Source organism: Streptomyces sp. NBC_01304 (assembly GCF_035975855.1).
GTDB lineage: Bacteria > Actinomycetota > Actinomycetes > Streptomycetales > Streptomycetaceae > Streptomyces.
Map to the genome: position 1 here is coordinate 417,521 of NZ_CP109055.1, position 16,670 is coordinate 434,190.

Sequence of the window (16,670 nt, forward strand, 5' to 3'; positions counted from 1 at the left end):
CACAGCGACCCCTCGTACCGTCAAGGTGAGCGAAAAGTTGTCGAAAAGAAGGTTGTCGAAGAGAAGGGCAAGACGCCGATGGCCGTGCCACCGCTGGCCGTGCAGCTCTACACCGTCCGTGAACAGCTCGCCGCCGACCGCCGGGGCACGCTGAACGCCCTCGCCTCTTTCGGCTACCGGGCCGTCGAGTGCTTCGACGCCCTCAGTGACCCGGCGGCCCTGCGCGCGGACCTGGACGCGGCCGGACTCACCGTCTGCTCCACGCACCTGCCCGCTCTCACCGACCATGCGGAGGCCGCCTTCCGCGGCGCCCGCACCCTGGGAACCGACACCGCCATCGTGCCGATCCAGCCACCGGCGCGCTTCACCGACGTCGACGCCGTACGGGAAGTGGCCCGCGACCTGAACACGGCCGCGGCGAAGGCCGCCGACCACGGCCTGCGACTCGGCTACCACAACCACGCCTTCGAACTCGCCCAACTCATTGGCGGTGTCCCCGCCTTGGAGGTACTCGCCGACCACCTCGACGACGCCGTGTTCCTCGAGGTCGACACCTACTGGGCCGCTGTCGGCGGCCAAGACGTGCCCGCCCTGCTGCGCCGCCTCGGCGACCGCGTCACCCACCTGCACGTCAAAGACGGGCCCATCACCCCGGACGACCCGATGACGGCTGTCGGCGCAGGCCGGATGCCACTCGCCGAGATCCTCGCCGCCCAGCCGTCCGTACGCTGGCACATCGTCGAACTCGACCGCTGCGCCACCGACATGCTCACCGCAGTCCGCGAAAGCCACGACTGGCTGGCGAGGCACCGATGACCGAACCACTCGGCATAGCCGTCATCGGCTGCGGCACCATCAGCGACCAATACCTCACCAATCTCACCGCCTTCCCCGACCTGCGCGTCCTGATCTGCGCCGACCTCGACACCGAACGCGCCGGCGCCCAGGCCCAGACCTACAAGGTCCCCGCCCACGGCACCACAGACGACGCGCTCGCCCACCCCGGCGTCGACCTGGTCGTCAACCTCACCGTCCCGGTCGCCCACTACGACGTGGCCAGCGCTGCGATCGCCGCCGGCAAGCACGTCTGGAACGAAAAGCCCCTCACCCTCGACCCGGACTCCGGACGCAAGCTCCTCGAACAAGCGGCGGCCGCGGGCGTACGGCTCGGGTGCGCACCCGACACGTTTCTGGGCGCCGGCCTGCAAAGCGCCAGGCGTCTGCTCGACGCAGGGATGATCGGCGTACCGCAGAGCGCACTCGCCCTGCTGCAAGGCCCAGGGCCGGAAAGCTGGCACCCGAGCCCGGAGTTCTACTACCTGCGCGGCGGCGGCCCCCTCTTCGACATGGGCCCCTACTACCTCACCGCCCTCGCCACACTCCTCGGCCCCGCCGCCCGGACCGTGGCAGTGAGCCGACGCGCCCACGCACACCGCACAATCGGCTCGGGCCCGAAGGCACGCACCCGGTTCCCGGTCGAGGTGGACACCCATGTCGCCGCACTCGTCGAGTACGCGTCCGGCCCGGTCGCCTCCCTCGTCTTCAGCTTCGACTCCCCCCTGGGCCGGCACGGCTTCGTGGAACTCACCGGCACGGAGGCCACACTCGCCCTGCCCGACCCGAACACCTTCGGCGGACAGCTGCGGCTGCGCCCCACCGGATCCGACGACTGGACCGTGATCGAGTCACAAGGCGCCACGGACGGCCGCGGCATGGGGGTGCTCGACATGGCGCACTCACTGCGTACCGGCACAGCGCACCGGGCATCCGGCGAACTGGCGCAGCACGTACTGGAGACGATGAGCGCCATCGAACGCTCAGCGCGCGAGGGTGCGTTCACCCCGGTCGGCGGGACCTTCGCGGTACCGGCGCCACTGCCCGCAGACTGGGCGCCGACGCAGCGCACCTGATCCACACGGCGTAGAGATCGCCGACGCGGTCGATGAGTCCACCACCAACGGCACCCCTCTACAGTCCCCAGCGGATGCCCGACCGATCGCTGCGCGCCGCCACCGGCCACCGCTACAACTCCGTCAACGTCGCGGGAGCGGGCACAAGTTGGTCCCCTGGCGGTACGTCCGCGATGGCGGCCAGGTCCTGAGGCGTTCAGCCGATCGGTGCTGCCATGGCCATGTTGCGCTGTGAGGCCTGTCCGGCGGATCATGCCGGGGCAGTAGGGGCTGTTGTTCAGTGGCGCCGATGGGAACACTTGGCCGGGGCGCCCGGGCCGGGGGCGCGCGGGGAAAGCAGGGGGAATCTGGTGATGCGTGAACGCAGGCCGGGCGAGCGGGTGAAGAAACTGCCCGTCTCGGCGATACCCGCCGACGGGGTCGGGACCTGGAGCGCGGCCGACGCCGAGCGGTGGCGGACCACCCGAGAGCCGGCGATCTTCGCGCCCGTCGCGGGGAGTTGGGGCGCGGGGCTCGTGGTGGTGGTGTCGTACGTGCTGACGTCGGCGTTCTCGTCCTCGTCCATTGCCTGGCACGGTGGCGCGGACTCCGGTACGGACTGGCTGCGCTATCCGGGAGCGGTCCTCCTCGCGGCCCTGCCGCTCTGGTACCGGCACCTGCCGGTCATGGCCGGGGTGGCCGGCATGGTCGTCGCGGTGGACGCGGGATCCTCGCTCGCCTCGGCGGGCGGCACCGGGCAGCGGGCCGGGCATCTGCTCGTACTCGCCCTCTGCGCCTGGGTGTTCACCGGCAGCTGCCTGCGCCTGCGGGCCCGCCGCAGGCAACGCGAGCTCTTCCTGGCGGCGGCCGGACCACGGCGCTTCCCGCTGCCCGAGCGGGTACCCGAGTCGGACGAGTATCGCGGACACGCGCTGTTCTACGTCGGGCTGGCGCTCTGCCTCATCGCCGTCGGCCTCCTCATCACCGCACTGGTCAAGGACCTGACGGGGGACGCGTACGACGCCGTGGCACAACAGACCGCGGCCCTGCTGTTCCTGGTCCTCGGTAGCACCCTGTACGGGCGGGGCCTGACCACCTACCGGGCCGCACGCCGCCTCCACGACGAGGAAGCACACCCCGCCCTGCGCGTGGACATCCGCATCACGCCCGACGGCCACCACTGGATCCACCCCGACGGCGGGCGCGCGCCGATCTCGTACGTCGCCGCGGACCGCGACACCCGCAAGCCCGCGCAGTATCTGGGCAGCAGTTCCTCCTACGGCATCGGCGACGGACACCACAGCGTCGACCCGCGCAGCGAGCCGTTCGAAGCGGTCCTCTACGGACCCGTGCACGAGGGCGCCGAGATCGTCGTGGCGTACGCCACCATCGCTTACGACGACCGTCGGGACACGGGCCAGATGAGCTCGGAAGTCACCGCCGCCGCCCTGCTCCCGCACCGCCGTCACAGCCTCGGTCCGTGGCAGCCGGTCGACGGCACCGCGCACGAGCGCGCACGGCGCGAGAAGGTCCGCGAGGACGCGGCCCGGTCCGACCGCATCCGGCAAGAGGCCGCCCGGGCACAGGAGCAGCGCGGAGCCAGCGCACAGCGGGCCGGCACCGGGCGTGCCGGCGGGTCCAGCGCCGCCAGTGACGGGGGCTGCGGCAGCGGCGACAGCGGGGGCGGAGACGGCGGGGGCGGAGACGGCTGAGGCCGTGGCGGGGGCTGCGGGGGATGAACTGCCGGTCAAGGCTTGGCTGTCGCGCACACCAGGAGGCCCGCGACCCGCGCCCCCAGGCATGTTCCGCCAGACCGACCCTGCATCCCGCGCGGTGGCCCTCATCGCCGTGGTGGTCGGCTTCGGCGCCTGGTGGACGTCCTTCGACCTCGCACCACGGCAGACCTCTGCCGCCACCACTCTGTGGATGCTCGTCCACCTGCCGCTGACCGTGGGCGTGTCCTCCGGCCTGGACCTGTGCCTCCACCTCATCCGCCGCGACCACGGCCCCCGCATGGCGAACCAGCAGGCCCGTCTGCTGGTGGCCGCCCCGCACCCCACCGGCGGCCAGGCCCCGTTCATCGACCTGCCGGTGCGACCCGAGCCGTCCGACAGCCCCGCGCTGTATGACTGGGCACTGCGCAACCTGCACCAGCCGCTCACCGTCGACCAGTTGGCGCGCCGGGCCGGCATGTCCCGCCGGACCCTGATCCGCCGTTTCCACACCGACACGGGCCTGCCGCCCATGCGGTGGCTGCTCGAAGCCCGGCTTGCGCGCGCACGCGAACTTCTCGAATCCGGCGACCTCACGATCGAGGCCGTCGTACGCCGCTGCGGCCTGGGCACCCCGGCCAACTTCCGGACCCTGTTCAAGGCACACGTCGGGGTAGCGCCGCGCACTTACCGCGAGACATTCAACTCCGCGGCGGTGAACAGCCGTTGACCCTTTGATCCTCTCGGGCACACCCGCAACAGGTCGTGGTCGGCCTTCGGGTCCGCCATAGACCTGCCGAGCCCTGAGTACGCGTATCCACAAGCAGCCGTGCGGGATGCTCAAGCGGACGCCGCCGCGACGGACGCAGCCGTCGGGGGCCGCCATGGCCCACGTACACGGTGGCCGGTGTGTGGCCCGCGATGACCCGCATGCTGCGGGGCTGCCTCGCCCAGGTCCGTGGCGAACATCGGCTTGCGTGCGATCCTCACCCGCGTCAGGCCGCCCGGAGGCCGGCAAGCCCGCCCGCCAGCGCCGGCCTGGCTGATCGAAGCCGCGCTCGGCGACAGCGCACCGGTGCATGCGTACGTCGAACACTGCCACTTGGCGGGCAAGCGGTGCCGCGACGCCACCGCTGACCGAGCGCGGCGTGCACTCTACGAGCGGGTGCCCGCCTGCCCACACTGCCGGCCCGACAATGCATTGGCTGCTCGAGTGACCGAGGGCGTTGTCACCCTCAGAGTTGCGAGGACCCCTTCCCCCCTCTTCGCTGCGTAGCGTGCCATCTGGACATCGGGACTTCCGGGGCGATCCAGCGCCCCGGGGATGGGGGATCACACGCCCATGAAACAGATAGCTGCACGTCTTGCCGCGATCGCAGTGCTTGCGGGAGGCGGCATCGCACTGTCCGCCGGCACTGCCAGCGCCGGCGACGAATTCTGGCCCAGGGGCAGTGGGGTGGCCCCGGCCGCGGAGGATCCCTGGCCCAGGGGCAGTGGCGTGGCGCCTGCAGGCCGCTACCAGGAAACCGAAGGCTGGCTGCCGGACTACCCGCTCAACGAGAACGTCGGCGCGCTCGGCGACGAGTACTGGCCCAGGGGCAGTGGGGTGGCGCCTTCGGTCAGTGGCGGTGACTCGCTAGCCGAGGACGGAGGCGAGCATCCGCGAGAAGGCGTCGGCACACTCGGCGACAACTTCTGGCCCAAGGGCTCCGGTATCGCCCCCGCGGGCACGGATGGCCACTCCGGCACCGAAGGCTGGGGCGCGGACTGCCCGGACATCGAGAACGCCCGTGCCCTGGGCGACGAGCCCTGGCCGCGTGGCACCGGCTGACGTCGCACTGCACGCTGTGTCCGGCTGTCGCACCCTGGATGCATGAGCGCCCCGATAGTCGTCCATCCGCCGCAGGGCACCGGAGGCCGGCGCGTCACCGTGCGGGGGCAGATCCTCGGCCTCGCCCACGACGACAACGACCTCCTGGAGTTCCTACGTCGGGCCGGACTCCCCGACGCCGAGACGCTCCTCGAGAGCGGGAAACGGCTCACCGACGCGTTCGGTGCATCTGGCGTCGAGGGCTACGTCGGCACAGTGCACGCTGCCGACGTCGATGCCGCAGGCGAGCCGGACCCACAGACGCTGTGTGGTCGAGTCACCGACAACCTCACGCGAGTACGCGGCGACAACGTGGCCGCCAGCTTCGAGACTTGGTACTCGTGGAACCCCGAGGTCCAGACCGTGTGCCGTGATTGCAACGAGAGCGCCACCAGGTAGCCGCCCTCGCCGATGCTCCAGCCGGGAGGCGTCCCGCCGGGGGATCATCCGGCGGGACGCCTCCCGGCCAAGCTCGGTGTTGCCGTCAACGGCTGTTCGCGGATGCCTCCTTCGAGGTGGTGACCGCGCCTGGATCGGTGGAACGTTGCGGTGCCGCGGAGCCTTCCGCGGGCTCGGACCTCGCCAGCCACAGGCCGGTGAACACGGCGGTGGCCAAAGTGACGGTGCCGGCAGCGAGGAAGGCGCTGTTGAGGCCGGCCTCGAAGGAGGCGCCGCCGGATTGCCGGGTGCGGACGATGGCTCCGAGGACGGCCACGCCGAGCACCGCGCCGATCTGCCGGGTGGTGCTGCTGATGCCTGAGGCGAGGCCGCCTTCCTGCGGGCTGACTGCTTGGATGGCGGCGCCTGTCAGTGGGGACATGGTCAGCGCGAAGCCGATGCCGGCGAGTCCCATCCGCCACCACACGTTCCCGTAGCCGGTGTCGGCGTGCACCATGCCGAGCGCAAGCAGTCCCAGGCCGGCCAGGGCCAGCCCGGTGGTGACCACGATGCGGAAGCCGTGCCGGGCGGCGAGGCGGCCCGCGTACGGGCTGACGATCACCATGGCGAGGGACAGCGGCAGGGTCTGCAGGCCGGCGCGCAGGATCGAGCTGCCCTGGACGTACACGAAGAACTGGGAGAAGAAGAACGAGGAGCCCATGAGCGCGAACCCCACGACGACCATGGCGGTGTTGGACACGGTGAACAGGCGCTGCCGGAACAGCCGCAGCGGCAGCATCGGTGCCAAGCGACGCGCTTCGACGGCGACGAAGGCGGCGAGGAGGATCACCGCGGCGGCGAAGCTGCCCAGGATGGCCGGTGAGGTCCAGCCGCGGGCACCGCCCTCGATCAGCCCGTAGGTCGCAGCCCCCACCCCGAGAACGGACAGCACCGTGCCCGGGATGTCGATCGCGGGGGCTCCCGGATTACGGGACTCGCCGAGGTGGCGCAATCCGACCAGCAGCAGGAACACGCCGATGGGCAGATTGACCAGGAAGATGGCGGGCCAGCCGAAGGCTTCTGTCAGCACGCCGCCGGCCACGGGGCCCGCGGCCAGACCGATTCCGCTGAGTCCGGCCCACAGCCCGATCGCCTTGATTCGTTCCTGCGGCACGGGATAGGCGGCAACGAGCAGGGCGAGCGAGGCCGGGGCCAGCGCCGCGGCCCCGATGCCCTGCAGCACCCGGCCGACGACCAGCCAGCCGACCGAGGGCGCGAGGCTGCACAGCAGCGACGCGGCGGTGAACACCGCCACGCCGGTCAGGTACACCCGCTTGCGGCCGAACCGGTCGGCGAAGACTCCGCCGGACAGCAGCAGCATGGCGACCAGCAGTACGTACGCGTCGACGATCCATTGCAGACCGGTCAGCTCAGTGTGCAGCCGGTGCTGCATGTCGGGCAGCGCCGCTCCAACGATCGTGTTGTCGAGCAGGACCATGAATTGGCCCAGGCAGGTCACCGTGAGCAGCATGGCCCGGTTCGGCCGACTGCCTACGGCCGGAGGTGTTGCAGCCATGGGAATCCCCCTCAATCGGTAGTTGCGCCTCTCCACGGCCGACGTGGTCAGCCTCCGAGCGCACTAAAGCAGCCAGGAGCTGCGTTAGGAGACTGTAGGGAGGATCGCCTCACAAACGCAAGTGCCAACTGCGTTAAGGTGGAGGCATGAACGAGCGACAGCGAGCCCGGCGGCCCGGCGGGCGCAGCGCCCGCGTCGCCGCGGACGTGCACCAGGCCGTCACCGACCTGATCAACGAGCGCGGCTACGGCAACTTCACCGTCGGCGAGGTCGCAGCCCGTGCAGGCGTGGCCGACAGCAGCATCTACCGCCGGTGGGGCGGCCTGGAAACCCTGCTCTCCGACGTGGCGCTCACCCGCCTCAATGCGCAGTCGCCGATGCCCGACACCGGGAGCCTGGCCGGCGACCTGCGCACGTACGCGGCCCAAGTGGCCCGCGAGATCACCGGACCCGACGGCCTGTTGCTGGTGCGCCTGGCCGTCGCCTTGTCGAGCACCGGCCAGCAGGGCCTGCAGGCCCGTGACGACCTCCGCGACGAACGCACCCGACAGCTGCAGTCCATGCTCGACCGCGCCCGCGAACGCGGCGAGGACGCACCCGACGCGCTCGGCGTGCTGGACCACATCCTGGCCCCGATGTATATCCGCGTCCTGTTCGGCATGGGCCCGCTCACCCCGGACTACGTCGACGGACTGGTCGACCGGTTGCTGTGACCTCGCGCCGGTCCCCGGGATCAGCCCTCGGACACGGCGCCGGGGCTCCGCGGCGCCACGGCTCCATGCGGTGCTCTCAGACGTTCTTCCCCACGCAGCCACGCGCTTTGGCCTGCTGGCGCTCCCTAATTACGGCGCTCGGCTGTACGTTGCACGGTGTCGACGGACGGCTCACCGCCGCCTCCCGCTGATCGCGCTCACGGAATGTGTGCCTGATCCCTCAACGAGTGTCATTTGTCGGTGAGTTCATATGTCATCCGAGGGCCCGTGAGGCTTGGAATATCGGTGAGTTTCGATGTCACTTGGATGTTCTGGCAAGGCATCCGTAGGCCGTGGAGAGCATTCCCCCGGCGCGAAGCGCCGGGGCGTCGTAGACATGGCTGGGCGGCACGTGCCCTTGCGGGAGGCATGAGCTGGCTCAGGTTGTCCGGGTTCTGTCTCAGGTTCAGCGGATAGCGATCATCGGGTGCGAGAGGTTCCCGGTGCGGCGGATGCCCGGCAGGGTGGGGACATGCCTGTGGGATTCAGTGGCGCAGTGGCCGAGTACTACGCAGAGTTCCGGCGCGGGTACCCCTCCGAGGTTTTTGACGCATTGCAGGAACTCTTCGAGTTGTCGAAAGCCGATGTCGTACTCGACTTGGGGTGTGGCACTGGCCAGCTTGCCCTTCCCTTCGCTTCCCGGGTTCGTTCCGTGGTGGGAGTGGACCCCGAGCCGGACATGCTGCGGCTGGCCAGCGTTGCAGCCGGCGACCAGGGAATCAGGAATGCGGCCTGGATCCTTGGCGCCGACACCGACGTTCCGGCGCTCGGGGCCCTGATGGGAGAACAGTCGCTGGCACTGACGGTGATCGGACAGGCTCTTCACTGGATGCAACACGAAGAACTCTTCCGCGCTGTGTCGCCGCTGCTCCGCGCAGGCGGAGGCATTGCGGTGATTTCGAACGGAACGCCGCTATGGCTGCAGGACAGCGCATGGTCCCGAGCCCTGCGTGGCTGTCTGGAAGAGTGGTTGGGAACCACGGTGGAAGCATCCTGCGGTACCAGCGGCCGCGACAGGCTGAGGTATGCGCAGGCGATGGAGTCGGCGGGCTTCGTCGATGTGCGGGAAATCGCAGTCGAATACAGCGGTGAACTGACCTTCGATCAGCTGTTCGGCGGAGTCTGCTCCGCAATTCCCGCCGACCAGTTGCCCGGACCGGACGAACGCGATGTCTTCGCCGAACGTATCCGGCAAGCACTCCCCGCGGACAAGCGGTTCACCGAGCACGTGAGGGTGTCCACGCTGGTGGGACGTGTCGGGGACGTCGATGCTTAGCCGGCTGTAGCACCGGCCCGCACCCAGGTCTGTGCGAGGCGGTAGGAGTCCGTGCCGGGCAGGCTGCCGGCCGGCAGCCTCAGACCGGCTGAACGCTTCCGTCGAGCCAGTCGGTTGATGTAAGCCCTTCGACAAACGACTCGAAGTCCGGAGCGAGGACAAGGTCGCTTTCCGCATCGGCGTCGAACCACGTGACCGACGGCTCGCCTTGCCTGCCGCAGCCCCGGTAGTCGAGCGCGACCCAGTAGTGCCCGTCGCCAGAGAGAAGGACAATCGGCGCCGGAAGGTCCCACTCCTCAACCAGATATGGCGTGTCCAGCAGCGACGTCATCCGCTCGCGCCGGCCGATCCCCATCAAGTCGCCGAACGGCACGTGATCCTCGCCCCACGATGTCGGCACCCGCGTCGGAAACACGTTCCAGCGATCCGCCACCCCACCGCCGTTCCGCACCCGCAAGAGCGTCAGCAGCGAAGCAGGAAGCGAGACACCGAGCAGGCGTTCGGCGTCTTGAACCATCTCTGCCGTCAGTGGCGGCTGGACTCCGTAGTCGTCGTAGTTCCAGAACGATGCCCTGACCTCATCGAAGCGCGTCACGATCAGCATGGTATGGCTCGGGACCTGACGCGCCGAGAAGGCAACCGAACGTCCAAGCGACATTGAAACTCGGCGACATCGATCAAGCCGCATGGCTCCGACTGACATCGAGACTCAGCGACAACGACATCCCCGACAGCCCGCACAGCCCACCGGTTGATGTTCGGACGCGCCCGGCTGGACGCCTACTTCGCCCGGATCGCCGCCCGGTTCACCCCACTGAGCGGCCGCTGGCCGGGGGGGGTGCCTCTATGTTCTTCGTCAAGCGTTTGGGGTGGCCTCGGACCGGGGTTCGATCTTCTCTGTGGAGCGTGAGACTGTCTGGTTCATGCCAGAGATGACGAGTGGGTTAAAGGCAGCCTTGGCTGAGGCGTCGTCTCCTTCATGAGCGCAACGTGTTCGCGCCGGGCGTGCTCTTGCTTCCTCCGCTGATGTTTCTGAGGTTGCGGAGGCGTTGGTGGGGCTGCTGCTGGACGTTGAGGACACGGCGGTGACCCGACAGACGGCAGAGACATTGACCCGGGTGGGGACGGTGGCTGCCATAAGACTTGTCGCTCTTGCGGTTGCCGAGGCTGACGACAACCAGGCCGACTGGCTGCAGACCGGGGTGCATGACGCTCTCGCGGGAACGGGCAGTGTGCCGGACGTCGCAGCGGCCTGCGGGAAGCTTGCCCGGGATCCGGAAGAAGCTGTCCGTCGGGGTGCTGTAGAGATCTCGGCATGGGCAGACGGCACGAGGTCCTGATCTGCATCGACGTCTATGTGGGCTTGTCCATGCCACCGTCGCCTGAGGGGTGCGGGGTGCCGTCGCGGAGCATCGCGAACAGGCGTCGGCTCGGCGTCTGGCGAGGCAGAGCAGGGCCTGGTTGTGGCGTTTGCCCTGGGCGATCCCTTTATCGCGGTAGGTGCGGGAGGCGGGGTCGCCCAGGCCATGCACTCGCCAAGGGAGGTAGTCATGCCAACTCCGAAGGCCGGTAGCCCCGTTGCGGGACTACGAAGACGGTAATGGGGGGACGTCCCGGGCGGCTGCAGGTGATGTCCATGCGTACGTGTCATCTACGTGCGCCAGAATGCCGAGACTGCCGTGTCAGTGCCTGGATGCGCGCTTCGGGGCGGTCCATGCAACGTCGTCGACCGCGAGCCATGGCGCGGTCGAAACAGCCGTGGGTGTCACCCCGGCGAAGGCCACGACGTCGCGATGCAGGTGGGACTGGTCGGCGTAGCCGCTGTCTGCCGCCACCGAGCCGGCGCTGTGCCCCGCGGCGAGGCGGTGGGCCGCGTGGTCGAAGCGGATGAGTTGCGCGGCGCGCTTGGGTGTGAGGCCGATCTGGGATCGGAACCGTGCCCACAGCCGCTTGCGGCTCCAGCCGACCGCTGCGGCCAGGGGCTCGACGCGGACCTGCCCGCGGTTGGTCAGCATCTGCCGCCAGGCGTGGGCGACTTCTGGGTCGACCGCCCGGCTTGCCTCGTGCCGTCGGGCGAGTGCGGTCTCCGCGATCGAGAACCGCTCTTCCCACGACGCGGCAGCACGTAGCTGTTCCTGGGTTCGTGTGGCGCCCCGGCCCCAGAGCTCGTCGAGGGCGACCATCGCTCCCCCCAGCTCCAGGGAGACACCCAGCACCGCATGCGCGATCACTGGTGACAGCCGTATCTGCAGGCAGTCGATGTCCCCGCCACGCACGTGAACGCCGCCGGGCACGAGCCCGAACACGACGCCGCCGTGCAGCTGTTGACCGCGGACGTTGTCGACGATCAGCCCATTGCCCAAGTCGACAGCCACGGTGACGGCCGGATACGGGATCACCTGGAGGTCGAGGGGGTCCGCGGTGCGATCACGGAACCCGGCCATGCTGACCCCCGGCAGCCGACCGGGCCGAGACGGCGTGCTGATGTCCCACCGCGCGGCAGGCGCACGAGCTCCCTCGACTGAACGCATGTTCTCAGGCTACGGGTCAACTCCCGTGGTTTCAGGACCCGTCGCGACATTCGTTCAAGACGTGCCCTCCGGCGCGCGGCAACACTGACACCCCACTACCCGCCCCGGAAGGGACTGTTCGTGACGCGCTACTCGATCGACCCGTTCACGTCGGCCGTCGAACTCGCCGCGGCCATACGTCGCAAGGAGGTGAGCCCAGTAGAGGTAGCGGACACCTACCTGGAACGGATGGACGAACTCGACCCCCGACTCAACGCGTTCTGCCACCGGGCCGACCACGACGTCCGCAAGTCCGCGACCGCGGCGGCCGACGCCGTGGTGCACGCCGCATCGCCCGACGACCTGCCGCCGTTCCACGGAGTCCCGCTCCCGATCAAGGACTTCCTTGACGTGGCCGGTTGGCCCACGACCTACGGGAGCGCCGGCGCCGACCCGACACCGGCCGCGGCATCGGACACGGTGGTGCGCCGGTTCACGGACGCGGGGTTCGTGCCGCTCGGCAAGACCACCCTCTCCGAGTTCGGCTCCGTGTCGTTCACCGAGAGCGAGGCCCTCGGCATCTCCCGCAACCCGTGGGATCCGGACCGCTCGCCGGGCGGGTCGTCGAGCGGCGCGGGCGCCGCCGTCGCGTCGGGAATGGCGCCCATCGCGCACGCCGCCGACGGCGGCGGCTCGATCCGCGTCCCGGCGTCGTGCAACGGTCTCGTCGGGCTCAAGCCCACCCGCGGGCTGATCGCCGACGCGGTCATCGGCTGCGAGGGCATGGCCACCAACGGCGTGCTCACCCGGACGGTGGCCGACACGGCGGCAGCCCTGGATGTACTGGCCCGACACGATCCCGCCGCATGGTGGTCGCCCCCGGCCCCGCGACGCCCCTTCGCGGACGCGCTCACGACAGCCCCTCCGACGGGACTGCGGATCGGGGTGCTCGTCGATCCCCCGATCGCCGGGATGGGCGTGGACCCGGCGTGCCGTACGGCGGTCGACACGACGCTGCGGACCCTCGAAGCCGCGGGCCACCACGTGGTGGACGCACCCCTGCCGCTGCCGCCGACCGACGAGCTGATCGCGGCGTTCACGACGATCTGGAACGTCGCCGCCGTGGGCTTCCCACTCGCCGACCCGGACCGCGTCGAGCCACACAACCGGGTCCTGCGCGAAGCGGCGCGCGCCGTCGACTCCTGGGCCTATGCGGAGGCCCTGCTCCGCACCCAGCGTCTGTCGCGGCGCGTCGTCGAAGCGTTCGTCGGCAGTTTCGACCTGCTCGTCACGCCCACGATGGCGTGCCTGCCCCCGCCCGTCGGCTTCTGGCGCACGGGCGGCGGAGATGACCCGCTGACACCCATGCTGAAGAGCTATCCGCTGGCCGTGTTCACCTCGCTGTTCAACGTGACCGGCCAACCGGCGATCTCGCTGCCCGTCCATCACGACGACACCACCAATCTGCCCGTCGGCGTCCAACTCGTCGCCGCGCCATGGCGGGAAGACCTGCTGCTGCAGGTGTCGCGCACGCTCGAACTCGCGCTGCCCTGGGCGGATCGCCGCCCGACTGTCAGCTGACGCCCCTCGAAGATGTCGTACGACTCAAACACCCCCAGGACACGCGCACCAGCACGTCCCGAACAAGCTCACCGCAGAAAGGAAGTCCCGGCATGGCCGTCACTCCGATCGATCTCTACGCTTCTTTCCTCCACCTCCGGCAAGATGGCCAGGTGCGTGCCGAGCAGCCGGTCTTCGACCCCGAACGGGACGGCTGGCAGGTGATGACCTTCCACGTGGAGACCGACGCCGACGTCCACGCCGACCACTGGGAACTCCACACTGCCGCGGACGAAGTCGTCTCCTGCCTCACCGGCGGGATACGCCTCTGCCTGCGCCCGCAGCAGCCGGGAGACGAAGAGGAACAGATCAAGCTTGCCGCCGGAACCGCAGCCGTCGTGCCGCGTGGACGCTGGCACCGCATCGCCCTGGACGCCCCCAGCGACATCATGTCCGTCACCGTGCCACGTGGCAGCCGCCTGGAAGAGCGGACCGAGGCCTGACGAACACGACGGACCGGAGCCATCGGCGGGCTCGGGCGCGGACGGCACTGGCCCGGGCCCGACGGGAGGAGTGAAATACCGACACTGACGGCTCTGTCAGGTCTTCACCCGATGCAGCTGGATCTGTGGATTGACGAAGAGGTGCACGAACCCGCACTGCCAGCAGATCAGCCCCGTCGCGGTCTCATCCGCCCACGCAAGATTGAAGAGTTCTCCACCGGTGCTGTTGAGCTTCACGCCTCGCTCACGAAAGACGTCACCCTTGCAGAACTGACAGGTGATCCAGGTTTCCCCCAGCGAGGCCCGGAAAGCCTTGGCCATGCATTCCCCCTTCTGCACGAAGCAGCGGCCCGAGAACGGCTGCCCCTCCCCCGATCCTCCAACGGTGAAGTGACCTTGCCCTGAACCAGGCACAGAGCAACGCGGGTTGAGCAAGATCTGAGCAACCCGTCCGCCCTGCCCGCAGAGGGTGACAAGGCCGCTGCAGGAGGATCCGAGCCATGGCAGGCCCTGCTCCCTCCCCCACCTGACTGGACGGCCTCGCGTAACGCGCCTTGGTCCAAGAGGCGCACGTCACCGCTTGATCACTTCTCGGGCGGGTACCTGTGCTCCATGGTCACCAATGCCACCGCACCCCCGAACGCTTTCGTGCCACCCGCCGTCGACATCAGGGCGCTGACCGCGCTGCTCGACGGCGAGTACGCCGCCGTCCGCGATCTGGTCCGCACCAACCTGTCGACGTACGCCTCCGTTTTCGAGGAGGCCGAGAGCCTCGGCATCGACGAGTTCCGCGAGCGGGTGCGTGAGCTGGTCGTCGCCCTGGCAGCGACCGGGCAGACAGGGATGGGCTTCCCCAAGGAGTACGGCGGCGGGGGCGACGTCGGCGCCTCGATCGCGGCGTTCGAGACCCTCGCTTTCGGCGATCTGTCGGTGCTGGTGAAGGTGGGTGTGCAGTTCGGTCTCTTCGGCGGCGCGATCCTGCAACTGGGCACCGAACGCCACCACGCGGCGTACCTGCCGGATGTGATCTCCGGGAAGCTCATGGGCTGCTTCGCGATGACCGAGACCGGACACGGCTCCAACGTCCAGGCACTGGGCACGGTGGCGACGTACGACAGCCACAGCCAGGAATTCGTCATCACCACGCACGGCGATCAGGCCCGCAAGGACTACATCGGCAACGCCGCCCGGCACGCCGAGCTGGCCGTCGTCTTCGCGCAGCTGGAGGTGGACGGCCGGCGGGAGGGGGTGCATGCGTTCGTGGTGCCGATCCGCGTCGGCGGCGCGGCGGCACCCGGTGTCCGTATCGAGGACGACGGCCGCAAGATGGGCCTCAACGGCGTGGACAACGGGCGGATCTGGTTCGACGGAGTGCGCGTGCCGCGCGAAGCGCTGCTCAACCGGTTCGCCGACGTCACCCCCGAGGGCACGTACGAGAGCTCGATCGAGAGCCCCAACCGGCGCTTCTTCACGATGCTGGGCACCCTGGTACAGGGCCGGGTCAGCGTCGGCGGCGGTGCGGTCAACGCCAGTAAGGTCGCGCTGGCGATCGCCACGAAGTACGCGGTGCGGCGGCGGCAGTTCGAGGCCGACGCCGGATCCGAGGAGCAGTTGCTCCTCGACTACGGGATGCACCAGCGTCGGCTGCTTCCGCTCCTCGCGGCCACCTATGCGCTGCACTTCGCGCAGGACGTGGTGCGCACCCAGCTGCACGAGGTCTTCTCCGGGATCAAGGACGACGAGCAGGCACGGCGCGAGCTGGAATCGCGGGCGGCCGGCACCAAGGCACTCGGTACCTGGCACGCCACGCGCACGATCCAGGAGTGCCGCGAGGCATGCGGCGGCGCCGGCTATCTGGCCGTCAACCGGTTCGCCGCCCTCAAGGCCGACAGCGACATCTTCACCACGTTCGAGGGCGACAACCATGTGCTGCTGCAGCTCGTGGCGAAGGGCCTGCTCACCGACTATGCGAGCGAGTTCGAAGACATGGACCAACTCGGCATGGTCCGCTTCGTCACCGGACTTGCCGTCGAAACGGTCATCGAGAAGACCTCGGTGCACAAGCTGCTCGAGCGGGTGCGTGACCTCCTGCCCGGCGGTGACGACTGGGATCAGGAGGCGGGGCTGCTCGACCCCGACTACCAGCTCGCCATGCTCCGTTATCGCGAGGAGCACATGCTCGCCGGTGTGGCCCGGCGGCTCAAGCGCGGAGTCGAAGACCAAAAGGCCCACCCCGGCGCGGTGTTCTCCCGGGTCCAGGACCACGTCATCGCCGTGGCCCGCGCGCACATGGAGCGCCTGGTCCTCGAGGCGTTCACCGACAAGCTGCGCGCGATGCCCGAGGGCGGAAACAAGACGGCGCTGCGCCTGCTCTGCGACCTCTACGCCCTGTCGACGATCGAGGCGGACCGGGCCTGGTTCATGGAACACGGGCGGCTGAGCGTCCAGCGCTCCAAGGCCATCAGCCGTGAGGTGAACGACCTCTGCCACAAGATCCGGCCGATCGCCGTCGACCTCGTCGACGCGTGGGGCATTCCGCCGGTGATGCTGCGCTCGCCCGAGCTGATCGGCTGACCCGTACGCGGGTGAGGGCGGCGCTCATGCATGGGCGCCGCCGCCCTCCGTTCCGCTCCTCGGGGTGGGC

The 16,670-nt window shown here is 69.4% G+C and carries 16 protein-coding genes; 12 read left to right on the forward strand and 4 right to left on the reverse strand.

Annotated features, from left to right (window positions below; translation table 11 throughout):
- Window positions 1–78: 78 nt before the first annotated feature.
- The 7 genes from OG430_RS01795 to OG430_RS01820 all read left to right on the forward strand — a co-directional run bounded on the left by OG430_RS01795 (window position 79) and on the right by OG430_RS01820 (window position 5,870).
- A complete protein-coding gene (locus OG430_RS01795; protein ID WP_327350563.1) occupies window positions 79–816 on the forward strand; it encodes a sugar phosphate isomerase/epimerase family protein in 738 nt (245 codons plus the stop codon).
- Window positions 813–1,910 (forward strand): Gfo/Idh/MocA family protein, encoded by a 1,098-nt coding sequence (locus OG430_RS01800; protein ID WP_327350564.1) that lies wholly within the window; start codon window positions 813–815, stop codon window positions 1,908–1,910. Before OG430_RS01795 ends, OG430_RS01800 begins: the two co-directional genes overlap by 4 nt.
- A 353-nt stretch (window positions 1,911–2,263) precedes the next feature.
- Window positions 2,264–3,601 (forward strand): hypothetical protein, encoded by a 1,338-nt coding sequence (locus OG430_RS01805; RefSeq protein ID WP_327350565.1) that lies wholly within the window; start codon window positions 2,264–2,266, stop codon window positions 3,599–3,601.
- Between the two features lie 88 nt (window positions 3,602–3,689).
- The gene (locus OG430_RS01810; RefSeq protein ID WP_327350566.1) at window positions 3,690–4,331 is read left to right on the forward strand and encodes a GlxA family transcriptional regulator; all 642 of its coding nucleotides are present in this window, start codon (window positions 3,690–3,692) and stop codon (window positions 4,329–4,331) included.
- 228 nt (window positions 4,332–4,559) lie between these two features.
- On the forward strand, window positions 4,560–4,877 hold the full coding sequence (locus OG430_RS49405; protein ID WP_442816427.1) for a DUF6233 domain-containing protein: 318 nt from the start codon (window positions 4,560–4,562) through the stop codon (window positions 4,875–4,877).
- 222 nt (window positions 4,878–5,099) lie between these two features.
- Window positions 5,100–5,432 carry a hypothetical protein gene (locus OG430_RS01815; RefSeq protein WP_327350567.1) on the forward strand — a complete coding sequence of 111 codons (333 nt, stop codon included), beginning with the start codon at window positions 5,100–5,102 and terminating at the stop codon, window positions 5,430–5,432.
- Window positions 5,433–5,474: 42 nt separating this feature from the next.
- A complete protein-coding gene (locus OG430_RS01820) occupies window positions 5,475–5,870 on the forward strand; it encodes a hypothetical protein (RefSeq protein WP_327359496.1) in 396 nt (131 codons plus the stop codon).
- An 85-nt stretch (window positions 5,871–5,955) separates the two neighbouring features.
- On the opposite strand, the gene OG430_RS01825 is transcribed toward OG430_RS01820, so the two are convergent.
- Window positions 5,956–7,425 carry an MFS transporter gene (locus tag OG430_RS01825; RefSeq protein ID WP_327350568.1) on the reverse strand — a complete coding sequence of 490 codons (1,470 nt, stop codon included), beginning with the start codon at window positions 7,423–7,425 and terminating at the stop codon, window positions 5,956–5,958.
- A 146-nt stretch (window positions 7,426–7,571) separates the two neighbouring features.
- Here OG430_RS01825 and OG430_RS01830 point away from each other — a divergent pair, with 146 nt between their 5' ends.
- Both OG430_RS01830 and OG430_RS01835 read left to right on the forward strand, forming a co-directional pair.
- On the forward strand, window positions 7,572–8,138 hold the full coding sequence (locus OG430_RS01830; RefSeq protein WP_327350569.1) for a TetR/AcrR family transcriptional regulator: 567 nt from the start codon (window positions 7,572–7,574) through the stop codon (window positions 8,136–8,138).
- A 535-nt stretch (window positions 8,139–8,673) separates the two neighbouring features.
- On the forward strand, window positions 8,674–9,453 hold the full coding sequence (locus OG430_RS01835) for a class I SAM-dependent methyltransferase (protein WP_327350570.1): 780 nt from the start codon (window positions 8,674–8,676) through the stop codon (window positions 9,451–9,453).
- Window positions 9,454–9,532: 79 nt separating this feature from the next.
- Here OG430_RS01835 and OG430_RS01840 read toward each other — a convergent pair whose 3' ends face one another.
- Both OG430_RS01840 and OG430_RS01845 read right to left on the reverse strand, forming a co-directional pair.
- Window positions 9,533–10,048: an SMI1/KNR4 family protein gene (locus OG430_RS01840; RefSeq protein ID WP_327350572.1), complete on the reverse strand. Its 516-nt coding sequence runs from the start codon at window positions 10,046–10,048 to the stop codon at window positions 9,533–9,535.
- A gap of 1,087 nt (window positions 10,049–11,135) precedes the next feature.
- Window positions 11,136–11,897 carry a helix-turn-helix domain-containing protein gene (locus tag OG430_RS01845; RefSeq protein WP_327350573.1) on the reverse strand — a complete coding sequence of 254 codons (762 nt, stop codon included), beginning with the start codon at window positions 11,895–11,897 and terminating at the stop codon, window positions 11,136–11,138.
- A gap of 207 nt (window positions 11,898–12,104) precedes the next feature.
- Between OG430_RS01845 and OG430_RS01850 the strand changes: the two genes are divergently transcribed.
- Together OG430_RS01850 and OG430_RS01855 are read left to right on the forward strand one after the other, a co-directional pair.
- Window positions 12,105–13,544: an amidase gene (locus OG430_RS01850; RefSeq protein WP_327350574.1), complete on the forward strand. Its 1,440-nt coding sequence runs from the start codon at window positions 12,105–12,107 to the stop codon at window positions 13,542–13,544.
- A gap of 92 nt (window positions 13,545–13,636) precedes the next feature.
- Window positions 13,637–14,026, forward strand: coding sequence for a cupin (locus OG430_RS01855; RefSeq protein WP_327350575.1), 390 nt, complete (start codon window positions 13,637–13,639; stop codon window positions 14,024–14,026).
- A 96-nt stretch (window positions 14,027–14,122) separates the two neighbouring features.
- On the opposite strand, the gene OG430_RS01860 is transcribed toward OG430_RS01855, so the two are convergent.
- A complete protein-coding gene (locus OG430_RS01860) occupies window positions 14,123–14,347 on the reverse strand; it encodes a hypothetical protein (RefSeq protein ID WP_327350576.1) in 225 nt (74 codons plus the stop codon).
- Window positions 14,348–14,638: 291 nt separating this feature from the next.
- Here OG430_RS01860 and OG430_RS01865 point away from each other — a divergent pair, with 291 nt between their 5' ends.
- On the forward strand, window positions 14,639–16,600 hold the full coding sequence (locus OG430_RS01865) for an acyl-CoA dehydrogenase family protein (protein WP_327350577.1): 1,962 nt from the start codon (window positions 14,639–14,641) through the stop codon (window positions 16,598–16,600).
- Window positions 16,601–16,670: the final 70 nt, after the last annotated feature.